The sequence below is a fragment of the Pseudanabaena sp. SR411 genome (genome assembly GCF_002251945.1).
Taxonomy (GTDB): domain Bacteria; phylum Cyanobacteriota; class Cyanobacteriia; order Pseudanabaenales; family Pseudanabaenaceae; genus Pseudanabaena.
The window spans coordinates 55,386-72,759 of the sequence record NZ_NDHW01000184.1 but is presented as its reverse complement, the minus strand read 5'-3'; the positions used below and the strand labels follow the sequence as shown (position 1 = coordinate 72,759).

14 protein-coding genes are annotated in these 17,374 nt (G+C 43.2%); 7 read left to right on the top strand and 7 right to left on the bottom strand.

The features are described 5' to 3' along the window. Nucleotides 1–29: 29 nt before the first annotated feature. The gene (locus tag B9G53_RS19510) at nt 30–554 is read right to left on the bottom strand and encodes a hypothetical protein (RefSeq protein ID WP_094535138.1); all 525 of its coding nucleotides are present in this window, start codon (nt 552–554) and stop codon (nt 30–32) included. 37 nt (nt 555–591) lie between these two features. Here B9G53_RS19510 and B9G53_RS19505 point away from each other — a divergent pair, with 37 nt between their 5' ends. Next, on the top strand, nt 592–1,407 hold the full coding sequence (locus tag B9G53_RS19505; RefSeq protein WP_094535137.1) for a peroxiredoxin-like family protein: 816 nt from the start codon (nt 592–594) through the stop codon (nt 1,405–1,407). Here B9G53_RS19505 and B9G53_RS19500 read toward each other — a convergent pair. Beyond that, nucleotides 1,404–1,961 (bottom strand): late competence development ComFB family protein, encoded by a 558-nt coding sequence (locus B9G53_RS19500; RefSeq protein WP_094535136.1) that lies wholly within the window; start codon nt 1,959–1,961, stop codon nt 1,404–1,406. The two genes, B9G53_RS19505 and B9G53_RS19500, sit on opposite strands and share 4 nt — an antisense overlap. 24 nt (nt 1,962–1,985) lie before the next feature. Further along, the gene (locus B9G53_RS19495; RefSeq protein WP_094535135.1) at nt 1,986–4,205 is read right to left on the bottom strand and encodes a glycoside hydrolase; all 2,220 of its coding nucleotides are present in this window, start codon (nt 4,203–4,205) and stop codon (nt 1,986–1,988) included. 3 nt (nt 4,206–4,208) lie between these two features. On the opposite strand from B9G53_RS19495, the gene B9G53_RS19490 reads away from it, so the two are divergent. From B9G53_RS19490 to B9G53_RS19475, 4 genes are all read left to right on the top strand, one after another. Beyond that, entirely contained in the window at nt 4,209–4,844 is a 636-nt protein-coding gene (locus tag B9G53_RS19490; protein WP_254923740.1) for a DUF192 domain-containing protein, read from the top strand. A gap of 375 nt (nt 4,845–5,219) precedes the next feature. Then, the gene (locus tag B9G53_RS19485) at nt 5,220–5,720 is read left to right on the top strand and encodes a hypothetical protein (protein ID WP_094535133.1); all 501 of its coding nucleotides are present in this window, start codon (nt 5,220–5,222) and stop codon (nt 5,718–5,720) included. Between the two features lie 196 nt (nt 5,721–5,916). Continuing rightward, entirely contained in the window at nt 5,917–7,800 is a 1,884-nt protein-coding gene (glmS, locus tag B9G53_RS19480) for a glutamine--fructose-6-phosphate transaminase (isomerizing) (RefSeq protein WP_094535132.1), read from the top strand. 395 nt (nt 7,801–8,195) lie between these two features. Beyond that, nucleotides 8,196–9,626: an NAD(P)/FAD-dependent oxidoreductase gene (locus B9G53_RS19475; protein ID WP_094535131.1), complete on the top strand. Its 1,431-nt coding sequence runs from the start codon at nt 8,196–8,198 to the stop codon at nt 9,624–9,626. Nucleotides 9,627–9,776: 150 nt separating this feature from the next. Here B9G53_RS19475 and B9G53_RS19470 read toward each other — a convergent pair whose 3' ends face one another. From B9G53_RS19470 to B9G53_RS19460, 3 genes are all read right to left on the bottom strand, one after another. Continuing rightward, a complete protein-coding gene (locus tag B9G53_RS19470) occupies nt 9,777–11,738 on the bottom strand; it encodes an ATP-binding protein (protein WP_176453278.1) in 1,962 nt (653 codons plus the stop codon). A gap of 516 nt (nt 11,739–12,254) precedes the next feature. Next, entirely contained in the window at nt 12,255–12,878 is a 624-nt protein-coding gene (locus B9G53_RS19465) for a hypothetical protein (protein ID WP_094535129.1), read from the bottom strand. 5 nt (nt 12,879–12,883) lie between these two features. After that, a complete protein-coding gene (locus B9G53_RS19460) occupies nt 12,884–13,921 on the bottom strand; it encodes an ATP-binding protein (protein WP_094535128.1) in 1,038 nt (345 codons plus the stop codon). Nucleotides 13,922–14,141: 220 nt separating this feature from the next. Here B9G53_RS19460 and B9G53_RS19455 point away from each other — a divergent pair, with 220 nt between their 5' ends. Next, a complete protein-coding gene (locus B9G53_RS19455) occupies nt 14,142–14,426 on the top strand; it encodes a hypothetical protein (RefSeq protein WP_094535127.1) in 285 nt (94 codons plus the stop codon). A gap of 99 nt (nt 14,427–14,525) precedes the next feature. Here the strand turns inward: B9G53_RS19455 and B9G53_RS19450 are convergent, their stop codons facing one another. Then, nucleotides 14,526–15,866: an efflux RND transporter periplasmic adaptor subunit gene (locus B9G53_RS19450; protein ID WP_094535126.1), complete on the bottom strand. Its 1,341-nt coding sequence runs from the start codon at nt 15,864–15,866 to the stop codon at nt 14,526–14,528. Nucleotides 15,867–16,300: 434 nt separating this feature from the next. On the opposite strand from B9G53_RS19450, the gene B9G53_RS19445 reads away from it, so the two are divergent. Further along, nucleotides 16,301–17,317, top strand: coding sequence for an adenylate/guanylate cyclase domain-containing protein (locus B9G53_RS19445; protein WP_094535125.1), 1,017 nt, complete (start codon nt 16,301–16,303; stop codon nt 17,315–17,317). Nucleotides 17,318–17,374 lie beyond the last annotated feature (57 nt).

The following is a 17,374-nucleotide window of genomic DNA, read 5'->3' as shown; positions in this document are numbered from 1 at the left end:
TTTAGGGTTTAATTATGGTGAGCTACTCATTAATCATCAGCATATGGTTCGACCTTAACTTCGGGACTATCGATCGCAGTCATTACAAAAAGGCGATCTTTGTAACGGAAGATAAATGATGTTGGGCTGATCCAACGCATAAACCGAAATCCATTAATTTCATCTGTGAAGCCAAATTTTGCAGAAAAAGTTTTGAGGTCAACCATGCGTGCGTTGGTTACTTTTTTGCAACAACCTTCCGTCCCAAATGTTACTTGCTCAATAAATACACTGTTATAAATATCCTCAATAAGAATGACAACTCGATAAGCTTTTCCTTGAACCTTTGCATTGACATCACTTGCAAACCAATCAATTGGACTTTGAGAGAGTTGTACAATCCAAGGATAGTAATTCGTATTTGCTGGAGTTGTTTTGATAACCACTGGCTCAGCAAATGCAGCACTGGGCATTATTGCTAGAAAAAGAAACACTAAAAGGTTAAAGGTAGGTTTCATTGACTTTGCCATCACATATTTTGCGATTACATCAAAAGATAGTTCTTTCTCGATCATATAATTTTCCTTGCGATCGCAATCTTAATATAATCCCATGCAGCAAAACATTTACGAAATTCTTAGTCAAGCGCAACGACAACGTGTAAGCGATGGTGTCGTCACCTCGATTTTTGATAATTGTCCATCAGCATTTCGCAAACTAATTTTAGTTTTGCCCCAACTAGGTGATTTTGATAGCCTTGAATATATCTGGTGGATCCAGCGAGAAATTGATCGCCTTAAATTAGAAGAAATTGCGGTTCGGGCGATTGGCATCGGCGATCACCAATCGGGAGAATATTTTTGTAAATTTACAGGCTTCGATCCTAGGTGGATGTTTGTCGATGCTACGGGAGAACTACATCGCCAATTAAATCTCTACTCAGGGCTAACTACTAAATTCCCCCTATTATCATCAGGGCAAAGTGCTTGGATCAATCTGATGCTGATGTGTGCAGGGATTGGCAGCCAAGGAACTTTGAAAGAAGTTTTTCGCGGTTACCGAGGCGATCGCGATGCACCACAACTCATTAGCAATGACGAAGTAATCAAAGCCGCACCATTACCACCATTAAAAGGTTCCTTCTTTAAATGGGCTGGTGGTAGCGGATTTCAGCGTCCCTTTGAACTTGCGACTTTGCGATTGCGAAATATGGCTGAGGTTTTAGGCAACTGGAAAGCCTATGTACCCGATGCATCTTACATGACACAACGCGGCGGCACTTTTTTATTTAATGCTCAAAACGAATTGATTTATGAGCATCGCGATCGCGGCATTTTAGGATTTGCTGCTAACCCCAGCTATCCCCTATCGTTTTTATTTGCCGATCAAGCCACTCAATCAACTAATCAACAAATAATCAACTCCTAAGCCTTTTCCTCAAAGTCAGGAGCATAGGCTTGGAGGAGGTTGCTAAGCTGCGAAAGCACAGAGTCTTTGTTTACCGAGCCAAAAGTAGAGCGATCGGGGAAGAATTCAGGACGATCTAGGTTGCGATCAATCGCTTCCTTGACCTGCTGCGCGATCAAATGTTGGAGATCGGCAAGCGCTCTGTCCCGTTGATAATTAGCCCCTTGCTCAGTAGTAGCGTACAAAGGCGGTAAACGGTTGAGAGCATAAGCAGCAATATCCCCCAAATCCAAAACTTTATTACTATTGGCTTCGATCTCAGCGACCCTTGCCACAGCTTCACTCAGAACCAACTCTTCCATGACGTTGATAAATTGCTTGCGCGGGACAGCAACAACTTCTCCCGTGAGCAATGCACCCATCAGACGATCAAGAGCCATATACTCTTCAACTGATAGCTCAAACGCACTATCGCAAATCCGCCCCACTTCGGCTTCCATCGCAGGAGTTAGGTAGCCATCTTGTAAAGCCTGTTCGACAATAGACTCAATGCTGGTCTTTTCTAGCTTTTCCACTGTTATCTCTTTAATAACGCAACACTAAGGTACTTCAATAGGAATAATCGTATATTCGGGTAGAGACATCTGAAAATGCTCTTTTTGGCTGAGCAGGATCACCAGCCGTGCCACAGACTGGGGCTTAACTGCCAAATCGCTCCAAGGTATAGCAACTTCTAGACATTGCTCAAAGCCTATTTTCGTATGAGTTGCGATGGTTTCCCATTGAAATTTTTCTGTAGATTCTTGAAGTTTGACTGACTTATCAGCAAAATCGATCGCTAGATGATGGCGAAACAAATAATTTAGCGGCGATACGTCAGGCATATCAAGAAGTTCCACAGGACTGTTGGGATGAATCCGACTAGGATAAAACCATAACAAGTGTAGTTTACTTTGGGCGATGCTCTCTAGATTACTAAATTCTAGGCGTAAGTAGCAATAAAAATGATCATAACCATACCATAGACGCTTGACAGGTGTATTTTGGTGCATCGCCCCCCGCGCCCCACTAATTTCGATTTTGCCAGCACCTTGCCAGTCATCACTTTCAAATCGACCATTAATCATCGGCTCAATTAAGCCCGTAGGACGATCGCTCGTAGATACATCGTGCGGCTCAAGGGGATAGAGCAAAGCATGGGGGACTGGCTCATTGAGGGCGCGATAAATCACCTGTAAATGTTCACGAAATAGGCGATCAAACATTGCGTCATCGTTGGAGCTATGCCCTTCACCAAACCACCAAAACCAATCTGAGCCTTCAGCAGCCATAAGACTTTCCCATGCTTCAGGATTATTCTCTGGTGTCGCTTCAGGGTGATCTGCCAAGACCTGTCGCGCTTCAGCAAGCAATTCCCAAGCACGATTTTTAACAGGATCACCAATCCATGTCGTGAAGCTAGAGTCAATCCATGAACCACTATGCAACTGATGCGGTGGAATTTTATCGATCGGCGGAAATTGGGCTAAATATTCCGATGGTGTGACCAATTTCAGATTTTCATTGTTAGACAGATTTTCGTAAAGCGTCTGCAAGAAAGGATTGCCATCTTGAGGATAAAATTCCCAACAATTTTCACCGTCAAGGGCGATCGTCACTAGCCAAGGATGACCTTCAGGATGCTCGGCTAAGTATTCATTTTGCTGCTTTTGAATTGTCATTAGGCGATCGCAGAGGTCGTCACTAGCAGCTTGGGGCAACAAGGCTCCGTAGCTAAAACCAATCAAGTCAGAAAGTAGACGATCGCGAAAAATAATAGCCAAGTCACCGTGAATAGTTTCAAGGCGATAGGGTTGGTATAGCAGGTGCGGCGCGTCGATCGCGCCACGCTCATCTCGACGGAAATAATGTCCGAGACTCCAACCTAATACGCCTTCATCAGAGCATAACCACGAGAAGCCCTGCTTAGAAACATGGGGCAAGATGGCGGGGCTGACGGACTGCTCTGAGGGCCATAAACCTCTAGGATCGCAGCTAAAGTGTTGGCGGTAGACTTCCTTGGCTTTTTCGAGATGCAAGGTAATGTCTGGTTCATGACGAAAGCGATGATTGGGCAGATACATTTGCGGCACGGCGATCCGTCCTGCTTGTGTATCTGCCAAAAGCGGCATAATCGGGTGCGTGTAAGGTGTAGTCGTGATTTCTAGTTGTCCAGTTTTTTGCATGAGCCGATGCTGTGGCAAAATCCGCGAAATAATCTCACGCTGCTTGCTATAAATTCTTTGGCGATCGGCAAGGGTAAAATCTTTGCCGCGATCGTACCATTCCGCAATTTCAGGATCTGCTTCGCGAAATAGGGGATCAATCCAAGCCAAGTTGTGCCAAGCCAGTAAGTCGCTAAAATCTGGTGCTAGCCAATTATTAACACACCACTCAATCCCATAGGCTTGCCTTTGTGCTAACAAGTCAGCATAACGATGATATGGCTCAATCATCGTCTGATGATTGGCATCAAAGAAATGCTCAACGATGAAATGCTTTTGCGATCGCGTTAGCGTATCCACTGGAGTAAGGGTCAATGCTAAATAAGGATCAAATGCTTTCCCCTCAACATAATCTTGCAGTTGTAAAATAAGAGATGGCACTAGATTGATCGTTTGATGTAGTTTTGGATATCTTGACAACATCAACGCCAGATCTAAGTAATCTTTTACGCCATGCAACCTCACCCAAGGCAAATGATATTTGCCTGCGATCGCGCTTTTGTAGAGAGGTTGATGTTGGTGCCAGATAAATGCGATATGTAGAGGATATGACATAGGATGACTGGCAATATGACTGGCGATACTTCTAGAAATTGTGACACACCTAATCCTCGTTCGATCCAAATACTTTGTATAAAGCTATGTACGTTTAGCCTAAGCCTTTGTCTAATGGGTTGTGCGCCTGCTGCTACCGAAGTGCCTAAACCCTCTACTCCGTCAGCAACTCCTGCGACATCATCCTCTGCTCCTCAGACGATTGCACCACAAACTAAACCCAAACCAGTCTCTGAACTGGCTCAATACTTGCCAATTACTGCCACAGCTACAATTGCGGGACGCGAAATTCAGTTAGAGGTAGCCAGTACTTTCAAGGAACAGGAAAAAGGATTAATGTTTCGTCCCCCATTACCTGACGATCGCGGTATGTTATTTCCCTTTACGCCTGCGCGTCCTACCGCCTTTTGGATGAAAAATACACCTTCACCCCTCGATATTATTTTCTTACTTGATGGTGAAGTGAAAGCGATCGCCCGCAATGCGACGACTTGCCAAAGCGATCCCTGTCCAATTTATCCTGAGGGCGGTGTCGTCGCTGATAATGTGATTGAAGTAAGGGCTGGGCTGACCCAAGAACTTGGTTTAAAAGAAGGCGATCGGATTTCTGTTAAATTCTTGTTGCCAAAAAATCAATGACCACTATAATTCTAGAGTCTGAAATTATTTGCTACAGCGATTTGCGCTCAAACCCAATCCAAGAGATTTCTTGAAAGGGTTGCGAAGCAACCCTTTCAAGAAATCTCTTGTGGTTCGTATAATCGGTATTTGCTGTAAGGTTCTAGACACAATTAGACATCAAGCCTCAAAACCTGTCGCGATCGCTGCATGTTCACCATAGGTTTTGCATCTATTCTTGCTAATTATGTCTAGCTGCTTAATAAAGATCTTGCAAAGCAATATTTTTATTAAAAAGTAAATAAATCCCAAAATGTTCAAAACTACTTGGTAATTTCTCCCTGAAAGTGCTACAAGTAGCAGTGGTGAATCTTGAGTGAAAGAAGAGTTAAAAAAATGACAGCTAGCAGAGCGAGAAGCCCTGAACCACAAAGATCTCCTCAGCCTCTCGATCGCAAGAGCAAACGAGGGCAAGCGAGTCGTCAGCCAGCCAATAATCGCAACGTCAAGCGGCTGCCAAAGACTAACTCGTTTCCTTTGCCTCTGTGGTTGCGAGTTTTGATGACTACGCAAAAACTTTCGATCGCCGCAACTGTTTTACTCACGATTTCGGTATTTGTCATCTACGGCTGGACTGTGTATGCCCAAGAGCAATGGAATCAACAATATAAAAAGCTCGAACTACTTAAGCGCCAAGAAAGACAATTAACTAATGCGGCAGGTTCTTTTGATAACGAGATGCTGCAATCAATTCAAAAGAAACCTGGGGATCTAGTGCGCGAGAGTCCTGAGAAATCAATTTTTTTGCAAGCGGCTCCTCTGCGCCCCAAGCGTGAAGTTCCGTCTAATGTGTCTGAGCTACCGAAAGATAAAAACAACGAAAGTTTAGGATATTAACGAAATAAGGGGCGCTTTGCGCCCCTTATTTGCATAGAAAGAAAAAACTCGCTGAGCGAGTTTTTTCTTTCTATGTGTCAGGTTAGTCAGCAGGAACTTCGCGTGGTTAAATACAGACAGTTTGTTAGTGATTAATTTTTGGTGCTTTGCACCAAAAATTAATCACTGAAATTTTAGATATTTGTAACTAAGCATTATGTGTGGAATTGTTGGCTACATCGGACATCGCTCGGCAAATGAAGTTTTAATCTCAGGGTTACGCAAACTCGAATATCGCGGCTACGACTCCGCAGGCGTAGCCACAATTCCCTTACTTGATCGCCCAGCCGATCGCAGTTTGCATCGGGTCAGAGCCAAGGGTAAGCTCATCCAACTCGAAGAAAAATTAAATGCAGATACCGCACCTCTAGCACCAATTGGCATTGGTCACACACGCTGGGCAACTCACGGCAAACCTGAAGAACATAACGCCCATCCCCATACCAATACAATGGGTAACCTTGCGGTTGTCCAAAATGGGATTGTGGAGAACTATCACCTGCTGCGAACTGATTTAAAAGCACTGGGTCATATTTTTGTCAGTGAAACAGATACAGAAGTAATTCCCCATATGATTGCGGAATTTCTCTCACAATTAGAGAAGCAAGGCAATATTATTCCTGACAAGTCGCCTTCAGTACTGTTTGAAGCAGTGCGACTAACGGTTGGAAAATTGCAAGGAGCCTATGCGATCGCCGTTATCCATGCTGACTATCCCGACGAATTAGTGGTTGTGCGTCAACAGGCTCCCCTTGTGATTGGGATTGGTAAAGATGAGAACTTCTGTGCTTCCGATACCCCTGCGTTAGTAGCCTATACCCGCACCGTTATTCCCTTAGAGAATGGTGAAATTGCGCGACTAACTAGAGAATCGGTGCAGGTCTATAACGCCAAAGGCGATCGCCTCCGACGTACACCCCAGACTCTGAACTGGAATCCGACAATGGTGGAGAAACAGGGCTTTAAGCACTACATGCTCAAGGAAATCTATGAGCAACCAGGGGTGTTTCGTGCAGGATTAGCTAGTTACATCAGTGAAAACAATTGGATTCAGCTAGGTTTGCCAACTGGTTTTATTGACCAGATTGAACGGGTGGAAATTATTGCTTGTGGAACTAGTTGGCACGCTTCCTTAGTTGGGAAGTATCTACTAGAACAGCTTGCGGGTGTTCCTACTAGCGTCCAGTATGCTTCAGAATATCGCTATTCGCCACCTCCTTCTTTAAAGAATACCCTTGTCATCGGCGTGACTCAATCGGGCGAAACGGCGGATACATTAGCAGCTTTAGAACTTGCCAAATCAAGAGGTGATCGCTGTCTCGGTATTACTAATCGTGTGGAAAGTTCGATTGGACGAATTTCTGATGCGGTGATTGATACCCAAGCAGGAATTGAAATTGGTGTAGCCGCGACGAAAACCTTTGTGGCTCAACTGCTAATTTTCTATTTACTAGCTTTAGAATTTGGTATTACCAAAGGTACATTAACTGAAGATAAAGCTCAAGAAATCATCGAAGGATTGCGACAACTCCCCGCCTATATGGAACGGATTCTTGAAAGCCAAGAACGTTACATTGAAGATCTGTCCCGTCAGTTTACCCATACTAAGGATTTTATTTTCTTAGGTCGTGGGATTAACTTCCCGATCGCCCTCGAAGGTGCGCTCAAACTTAAAGAAATCAGCTACATTCATGCTGAAGGCTATCCCGCAGGTGAAATGAAGCATGGACCGATCGCATTGCTGGATGAAGATGTGCCTGTTGTGGCGATCGCCACCCCTGGGGCTGTATATGAGAAGGTTCTCTCAAATTCTCAAGAGGCAAAGGCTAGAGACGCAAAACTAATTGGAGTTGCACCACTCGACGATCCTGCGGCACATGAGGTATTTGATTACATTTTGCCAATTCCTGTGGTTGATGAGATTTTTTCGCCAATTCTCACTGTGATTCCTTTGCAATTGCTGTCCTACCATGTGGCGGCGCATCGTGGCTTAGATGTCGATCAACCCCGAAATCTCGCTAAGTCTGTCACAGTCGAATAGATAAAAGGGCGGCGCAAAGCTCCGCCCTTTTATCTATTCGAGTAAGAGTGTGTTTGAGAAGTCTCGTATTTAGCATAAATTTCTGCTTTTACCCCCCTTAATCCCCCCTTGCAAAGGCTACCGTGTACACACAAGTCGTAAAACCCAGTCAAGTCAACAATTAATCGCCCCCTAGCCCCCAATTCTGGGGGAACAAGAAAATAAAATTCTTTCAAAGTCCCCCAAAATTGGGGGATTTAGGGGGCTTAGATAAACCGAAACGTAGACAGTTACACTTGTGTGTACACGGTAGCTTGCAAAGGTGGGAAACTTAAATTCTCCCCCTTGTAAAGGGGGAGTTAGAGGGGGTAAAACTTCTCAAACGCGCTCTAAGGTAGGTGGTAATCAAATTTTTTATGGATAAATATAATCGTCGAAAATTTTTACTTCAGGCTCGCAACTTAACCTACGCAGGGGCAACAAGTTGGCTCTGCGGCTGTGGAAATGCATTTAGTAAGTCTGACAATCTATCAGCTAAGCCATCGCCAGACGATAGTGAAGATAATGAACAGATCATTGTCATAGGAGCAGGGATTGCAGGTATCACGGCGGCAAGCAAATTACAGGCTCAAGGATATCGAGTAATTATTCTAGAAGGACGCGATCGCATTGGCGGCAGAATTTGGACAGATAATTCGTTAGGGTTTCCTTTAGATCTCGGTGCTGCATGGATTCACACCATTGATGGTAATCCAATCTCGCCATTAGTCAAAAAATTTGGGATTCAGACTGTGGTCTCTGATCTCGAATCACAATGGAATTATAAAGGTGTCGATCAACTCCTAAGCAAATCAGAAGAACGCATGATCAGCAAAGCCTTTCAAGCCTTTACAGATAGGGTTGCTGAGTTAAAGAATAACGCTGGATCATCGCAGCAGATTACTCTAGCTGATATTGCTCAACAAATAATTGAATCAGAAGAAATTACAGGAATTACTCTTAAGGGTTTTCGGGCAACTCTATCTTCGACGATTGAGAGTGAAGTGGGAGAAGATATTGCGAATTTAGGAATCAAGGGTTTTGAGGAAGATTCAGAATTTACAGGAGCAGATGTAGTTTTTCCGCAAGGCTATATCCAGCTTGTACAGGCTCTATCCAAAGATTTAGATATTCGGACTAAACATCTTGTACAGCAGATTGCCTACGATGATACTGGCGTAAAAGTGACCACCGATCGCGGAGCTTTTAGTGGTTCGCAGGTGATTGTTACGGTTCCATTGGGTGTACTGAAACGGGGTTCTATTAAGTTCTCACCAGCATTGCCCGAAGAGAAGTTAGCAGCAATTGAACGATTGGGTATGGGCGCTTTAAATAGATTAGTATTAAAATTTCCTCAACAGTTTTGGCCATCACAACCTCACACGATGGCTTATATCAATGGCAATATTCCCGATCGCTATGTTGAATTTTACAACTGGCAGAAATATATTCAGCAGCCGATTTTAGCCGCTATGTTTAGCGGTGATTTTTCGCGATCGCTATCACAAATGCCTAAATCTGAGGCAATCCAGAACATCATGTCTGATTTGCGATCAATGTTTGGCAAAGATATTCCGTTACCTACCGCCACATTATTAACCCAATGGCACAATGATCCTTTTGCCTATGGTTCTTACTCTACTTTTTCGATCAATGGTTCTATTCAAGACTGCGATCGCTTGGCAGAACCGATAGGCGATCGCTTGTTTTTCGCAGGTGAAGCAACCTACGGTAAATATTTAGGAACTGTGCATGGTGCTTTATTGAGTGGGGAGAGAGAAGCTAATAGAATCATGCAAAAAACTTAAATAACTGATGTTACGTGGAAGTTCTCAAGACCCTCACCCCTAGCCCCTCTCCCAAAAGGGGAGAGGGGAACAAGAAATTAGTTTTACTCCCCCTCTCCCATTAAGGGAGAGGGGGCTGGGGGGTGAGGGCGATATTCGTTCCACGTAACATCAGTAATCACTCAGTTTGTATTTAACGACCCAAGTGCGCAAGAGTTCGACTGCGATCGCCCAATTAACAATCTCATTAGTTTTTTGACTGTGGATTACGTCATGATCTTTGAGGGTTTTGAGGGCGGCTTGTAGAGTTTCGCTAGGTAGATTAGTTTGTGAGATTAGTTCTGATTCGGTGAGTCCTTGGGGATGATGGGCTAGGGCTTTGAGAATGTCTTGCTGATGGTTTGCTCCCTCAGAGGCTTGTTGCCAGACTCCATTGAAGTAGTTAATGCCTGTGGTGAAAAAGTTTTCGCCTGAGCAGATGGTGCGGACATCATCAATGGTAAAGGTGCGATCGCGGGGTTTACCTTGCTCGAATACATAGTCGTTAAATAGTCGCACAAGTTGGAAGCCGATCAATTGTGTGAGGTAGGGCTGTCCGTTGGTGAGGTCATAGATATGGTCAAGGGCGGCGGGTTCGTAGTCGAGGAGGAATTCGGGATCGGGGTTGGCGAGGACTTGGTGGGTTGCCTCACGGGTGAGGAAGGCGACGGAGATAGCATAAAAACTGGCATAGAAGGGCTGGAAGTAGTCGGCGTTCATTTCTTGGAGGGTATGTAGTCCCGCAAAGGCAAAGGCAAGTTTGCTGCTCATTTGCACCATGCCACGCAGGAAGCCGAGAAAGTCTTTGCTGAGTTTACCTGCATCGATTAGTTCTTCGATTTTCTCGAATTCATCAAGGGCAATGATTAGCCCTTTACCTGTAAAGGTTTTCGTAATTTGTTCTAAATAGCGGCGAAAGGTGGTTTCTGGGAATTGGAACAGGTCGTTATTGCTTGGTACAGGAATTTCGGTAACTTCTTCGAGTGCGTCGCAAATTGCCATGAGGATGTCGGTAATGCCATTGCTGGCGCTACTAACGCTGAGGAGGTTAACGTAGGCAACGCGAACTTCGGTATTAACTTTTGTGGTGGCGTTGCGGAGGATGGAGGTTTTACCCATGCGGCGATGTCCGTAAAGGATCACCGATTGGGGTCTGGTGTTGATAAACCACAGTTCTTCAAGTTGGCGGAGAATGTCTTCTCGTCCGATGAAACGCTCACCGATAACAGGATCGCCAATGGTGTAGGGATTTGCGATCGGTTTATCTATTTCGATTTGTCCGATTTCACTGGCTGTACTGAGAAGAATATCGCGCCAACGAGTTGCAATATCTTTTAAGATTGGTTTTTCGACACGGGAAACTTCTGGTGGTAACGTATCGATAATTGTCAGGACTTTTGCAATTTCTCCAAGCGCAAGGTTTAAAGAATAGGAACGGGTGGTTCGAGATGTGGAACGTCTAATCGTTTGAACCTGTGAGAGGGAAATTGATAACTTACTGATTAAATTCCATGTTTGAGGACGTAAAAGATCAAATGCAAGTCTTAAGAACTTAACGGCTCCAACGCGAGGAGAATTTTCTGAGATATTATCTTCTGCTTTTTCTGATGTTATAAACGATATCGGAATTAAATATACTGATTTAAGCGCAGGTTTAACTGTGATATCGGAAATATCTAACCCTGAAAATATTTGTGAATTAGGGGTGTCAAAATTTGCTTCATTAGGAAATTCAGTTGAGGGAATATTTAATAACTCTTCCAGATTCGTCGGGTTACTATAATTTCGTAGGTTTATGACGATTTTGTACATTTCATCGCCATGTCTAATCTGTCTTAAATGTTCAAATACTTCTACTGCCTTCGTCAGACTTGAAATAGATTCGTCAACTTCTTTAGCTTCTGATGCTTCATGGAGGTACCAGAAACCTGCGGCAGTAGTATGAGCAGGAGTATCAAAGCGCATATAGCGGCTTGCTCCCCATCGTTCAGCAAACCACGAATTAAAAGGAAGCCAAATTAAACTTTCTACAAACTCAGCTTTTAAGTTATCTATTAAGCAAGCAGAAGCATAGCGCAAAACTTGTTTATCCAAAATAAGATCACTTAGTATAGCAACACGATTTAGCAATTCATTAACTTGTGTAGATGTAAGAGCTTTATTTATTGCACGATCAACAGAGATAACTTGAAATGAATACTTTAAATATTGATTTGCATTTAGTAACCCTTTTTGCCAGTCAGATTCTAGCCATTGGAGCAATTGAGTATCAACATCTGTAACCCCAAGTAGCGAAATTCTTGGAGGTCTTGCAAAAGATAATAAGTGATTGTCAAGCCTTAAGATTATTACACTGAATGTTATAGCTGAAAATAACATCAAGCTAATTTCCATAAAAATTGTTATGCCGATTGAATTCCCAGCAATCATATTTATTTTGTTCACTATGACAGCAATCCAGACTGCGAGAAAATGAACAAAGAACCTACGGAACCACCCAGTAGAATTGGCTCTGAATAATATTATAAATACTGGAACTGCTAATATCCAAATTAATATATTTATTATTAAATCAAACATACTATCTATATTTTAGTCCTATAATTCTTATCAAGATCTATGAAGTTCCAAGAAGATAATCACTACACCTATAGTCATAAATACAGCCAAGCCTTCAGCAATGACTCGAACCAATGCTCTTAAAGTACTCGTAACAGCAGTTTCTAATAATCTAATGCCAACTCCTAATACCATTCCGAATGCCATGATAATTAATAGACCATTCATTATGTCAAATGCTATGGCAAATGTTAGGCTAAACATCATGCCAACAGCTATAGCAAATGGTATGCCCAAATTCCAGTTAACTGTAATCGAAACACCAATTGATAAACAAAGCACTAGTCTAACCCAGTTAATATCAAAACCAAAACTTTGCAAACTGAAATGTATTAACGTAGGAATAGATATTTCCAAAATTATTCCCATTAGAGTAAGTTGAAAATTGTTACGACGATTTTTTGTTAATTCCCACCATAATTTCCACGTTAGTCGATTGGAGCCAAATAAGGGTTCGCAAAATGTTTCGACATACCAACGAATCGCTTGTGGGAAATAGAACACCCAATAGAGCAGCAATAGATAATCAAGCGGATTCCTGAGTGATAGTGGACGCTTGAGTTTTGGCGCGAGGTCGAGGAGTGGGACTTGTGATGTAGGTGTTTCTTCGGTCATTGGTTTTAGCGATATTGACGATAAAGATCAAAACAAGCTTTCATCAGTTTTTGTGGATGTCCTTGGCTATCTAACCACAATTTTTCCATTTCAGCATTACTAAAGCAAACTCCAGTATTCTCAAGTTTTGAAGTAATAAATCTTTTTACTGTTGGATGATCCCAAGCCTTGAGATCCACTCGTACACAAATTCCCTGAAAAGGTGAAGTCATTCCACTCTCATGACTATCTGGAAACAAATCATCCAAAGGAGTTCGAGCAGCTACCACCAACCTTAAAGGAGCATTCCCACCTTCCGCAAGGCTGCGTAACTGCTCCCGTATCTGCCGCGTAAACCCATCCCAAGACATCTTTTCCGCCTCATCAAGTAGCAACAGTAACCGTTTATCTCGCATCGCCCGAAAAAAGACATATCCCTTACAAGCCTCTATATCCAACTTCTCGCAAAAAGACTCATAAAACTCGTCTTCCGTATGTACTTCCTGCAAATTAAAGTAAATCGGTTCTCGCTTCACCCTCAGCATAGTTGCCGCCAGTCGCTCGACCTGTAGCAATACCGACGACTTACCAATTTGGCGATCGCCCAACAACTCCACCCCACTACCACTATTCAAATACTCAAAAATAGTGCGTACTTCTTTCTCGCGATTAAAAAACTGTTCAGGATTCTCAATTCTGCAATTAGTAGGCTGAAAAGGACTATCAAACTCTCCTACATCATCTTGGATTACCAACGTCTCTTTTGTAAAAGAGCTTATATCCTCTTCTAATTGAGGTTTTAGAGAGTTCTTGATTTCTTGAAAATACTTTCTTGCAAATGCCTCTGATTTGACCTTTTCAGAATCCTCACCAAGTGCAATCATGACACCTTCAAGTTTGCTTTTATGTCCCTCTTGTTTTCCATTTCTCAATTTTGCCACAGTAGATCTATCCACTCTTAGCAGGTCAGAGAGTTGAGTGTCATTCAAAGAAAACCAACCTTTTTCCTTTAATTGCTCTTCAAAGAATTTTTGACCATCGCCATTGAGTCTCCAGTTAGCCAAAACACACCTCCACCTGCTGAAAATCCACAAACCACTGCTGAAAATCCGCATTTCTTGCCAAAAGTCCCAAAAGCCTTTGTGAATAATGGTTTTCAGGACTTGAAAAATATTTTCTAAAGTTGCTGATTATCCGCATTGATTATCCTCAGACACCCTTCTGACAGGCACTTTAATAGGTTTAGTCCAGAAAAATTAAACTTTAAAACAGGAGCTAAAGGACATGGCTAACAATATCGATAACAACAAAAATAACCAAGCAATCAACGACACCCAGCTAGATATCTCCGCTAACGAGCAAGGACTGCACCTAGAGCTAGAAATCCCTTGGAAACGCTTACCACTTATCGCCAAGATTAGCGGATTTGTACTATCCCATCTCATCACAATTGGTGTAACCCTCGTTAACCTACCCTCATCGCCTCATATCCCAGATAGCCCAGTCCCACAAGTTGAGAAGCTAGACTGCCCATCTAATCAGTACATAGCCAATATCGACATTGACTAAATTGTAGCTGAAGCGATCGCTAAATTTTTACATCTAGCGATCGCTTTTGTTTCCCAAGATATTAGACAAAAAAGGGAGTCGCTAAGCGACTCCCTTTTTTTATGGAGTTGTTTTTGTTTCTGGGAGTTTCACAAATACGCGATCGCCTACTTTTGCACCACTTAAAATTTGAGTTTGATTATCCACCGTTGTCCCAATCGTCACAGGTTGAAATTTAGACTTACCCTTTTCATCAGCAATTAATAAACCTGTTTGCCCTTCTTGCGTGACGATCGCCACTGTCGGCACAACCAACGCACTATTAATTCTTTGACCAATAAAGCGCAAATCTGTATTCATCCCCGATTGCAACTTATCTTTGCCAGTTTCTAAGGTTACCCGCACTTGGAACGATGTCACATTCTGCTCAATAATCGCTTCAGGCGCAATCAAACGCACTTTGCCCTTAAACACCTCCGACGGAAAAGCATCAGCAATAATTTCTACTTCTTGACCGATCTTAATTTGGGAAATATCCACTTCAGGAACTTTAGCAATGATCTCTAAGCCATTAGCGATCGCCACAATCGAAGTCGATGTTGAAGAATTGGTTGCTGAAGCAGTTGTTGTCGGTGTGACAAAGGCTCCTGCATTGGCATATTTTTGAGTGATGATGCCTGCAAAGGGAGCGCGAATAATTGTATCTTCGATCTGGACTTCGATCACTCTGATCCCTGCGATCGCTTGGGCAAGTTGCGCTTCAGCTTGAGCAATATCTTCAACACGGCTACCATTGCGGGTTTCTTCTAATAAACGTGTTGCTTCCGCTAGATTAGCTTGAGCCGTTAACAAGTCAGCCTGAGCGCTGCGATCGTCGGTTAACACTTCATCAAAGCGATCGCTAGAAATGGCTCCTTCAGTTTGTAAACCCCGAAAGCGAGATGTTTTCATATTGGTTAATGCTAAGCGCGATCGGGCTGACTCGACACGACCACGGGCTGACTCGACCCTAGCCTGAGCCGCCGCAATATCTTCAGGACGGTTCCCATTGCGTAATTTAGCCAAATTAGCTTCACTCGCTGCCGCACTAGCTTGAGCCTGATAAAGCTGCGGGATCAAGTTCGCATTGTCCATTCTGGCGATGACTTGTCCCTGATTAACTCGCGCCCCTTGCTCAACTAATAGCTCAACTAATTTTCCTGCTTGCTTGGGGCTGAGATTAACAGTTTCGATCGGTACAACTGAGCCACTCGCTTTGATTTTGATATCTAAAGACTTAGACTCAACTAATTGAGTTTTGTCATTGAGAGATGTTGGGCTTTGATTCATGCTAGCCAAAACACGAAAGGCGATAAATCCACCACCTAGGAGAACAACGAGTAAAACTACAACGAACCAAGGCTTTGTCCAAAAACTTTTGGGCTGTTTATTTTCTTGTTTTGGGGAAACAGTAGTTTGCATCGAGATTAAGCCTGAACGAAGCTAACGGCATGAAAAATTATATCTACAGCAATTACCGATCAAACGAACCACAAGAGATTTTTTGAAAGTGTTGCTTTGCAACACTTTCAAAAAATCTCTTGGTTTGGGTTTGAGCGCAAAGCGCTATATATAAATAAGTTATGGTATTGGCGCTTATTTTGCATCATCCCTCAGCATCATTGCTAAGGGATGACAGCACTTTGCGTTGATTTAAAGCCCAGAAAGATTTTTGAAAGCGGCTCTTTCAAAAATCTTTCTGAGTCCTAAGAACAAAGGTAGCGCTTCGCGCTACCTTTGTTCTTAGGGTTATCGCAACCCTCAAAAAACGGTATATTAGCAAAAGCAAGGACTCAAAGAGACGCAGAAAATTTGTAAATCCACTCGTAAATTTATATTTGGGGGTTAATAACCTTGTGAGTCAGCCTGTCACAACTTGGGATGAAAAACCACATATCGTACTTCATGGATCTCAAGGTGCGATGCAGATTCCCCTTGTGAATGCATATTCTTGGACGTTAGGGCGCGGCTCAGAAAATGATATTCCCCTATCTGATAAATGTGCATCGCGCAACCACGCCATGTTTCAAATTGTGGGAGAAAGTAGTTATTTTCTGATCGATCTTGGTAGTCGCAATGGTTCATTTGTGAATGGGCGGCGGGTGACCATTCCTGTCAGCTTAAAAAATGGCGATCGCGTCACCCTTGGCGAAACAAATTTAGAATTTTATTGTCCCGAAACAATCACTTCTCCCGATACTAGCAGTACTCAAAACGAAGAAAATACCGATGCAGCAGCGACGGCTATGCTGCATAAGCGGCAACTAATTACAGTTTTAGTCGTGGATATTCGAGATTTCACCAAACTGACCCAACAAATGGATGAGCATATTCTCTCAGAGGCGATCGGCACATGGTTTCGCCGCGCTGGTGAGATCATCGATCGCCATGGTAGTTGGGTAGATAAGTATATTGGAGATGCGGTGATGACGGTCTGGATTCATGAGGCTGGCAAGGGTTCAGATACTGTGGCTACCCAAGATATGCTCAAAGTCTATCGTGCTCTCTATGAGCTGTATGAAATGAGCAATGAACTCAATCAGCAGTTTGAATTACCATTTCAATTGCGTGTAGGTGCTGGCATAAACACTGGCTATGCCATGGTTGGACAAATGGGAACTAGTGAGCATCCAGACTACACGGCTCTTGGTGATACCGTAAATGCCGCCTTTCGGTTGGAGTCCTCAACTAAGCAATTGGGATTGGATGTAGCGATCGGTTCTGCAACTTACAGCCATACTCCCTATGCTGCGGTATTGTTGCCACTCAAGCAATATTCTGTGGAGCTTAAAGGTTACACGACTCCCACCGTCACCTATGCTGGCACTTTTAAAGAATTAGGAACCTATATCCAGAAGCTAGACGCAGAATAAAACCCCATAAAGAAAGCATTCCAAAGGAATGCTTTCTTTAAATTAATGGTGGCGCGA

Coding starts and splice junctions, on each gene's coding strand:
- B9G53_RS19455 (WP_094535127.1), top strand. CDS start 14,142: ATGGCTAACAATATCGATAACAACAAAAATAACCAAGCAATCAACGAC.
- B9G53_RS19485 (WP_094535133.1), top strand. CDS start 5,220: ATGACAGCTAGCAGAGCGAGAAGCCCTGAACCACAAAGATCTCCTCAG.
- B9G53_RS19510 (WP_094535138.1), bottom strand. CDS start 554: ATGATCGAGAAAGAACTATCTTTTGATGTAATCGCAAAATATGTGATG.
- B9G53_RS19475 (WP_094535131.1), top strand. CDS start 8,196: ATGGATAAATATAATCGTCGAAAATTTTTACTTCAGGCTCGCAACTTA.
- glmS (WP_094535132.1), top strand. CDS start 5,917: ATGTGTGGAATTGTTGGCTACATCGGACATCGCTCGGCAAATGAAGTT.
- B9G53_RS19465 (WP_094535129.1), bottom strand. CDS start 12,878: ATGACCGAAGAAACACCTACATCACAAGTCCCACTCCTCGACCTCGCG.
- B9G53_RS19505 (WP_094535137.1), top strand. CDS start 592: ATGCAGCAAAACATTTACGAAATTCTTAGTCAAGCGCAACGACAACGT.
- B9G53_RS19450 (WP_094535126.1), bottom strand. CDS start 15,866: ATGCAAACTACTGTTTCCCCAAAACAAGAAAATAAACAGCCCAAAAGT.
- B9G53_RS19495 (WP_094535135.1), bottom strand. CDS start 4,205: ATGTCATATCCTCTACATATCGCATTTATCTGGCACCAACATCAACCT.
- B9G53_RS19490 (WP_254923740.1), top strand. CDS start 4,209: ATGACTGGCAATATGACTGGCGATACTTCTAGAAATTGTGACACACCT.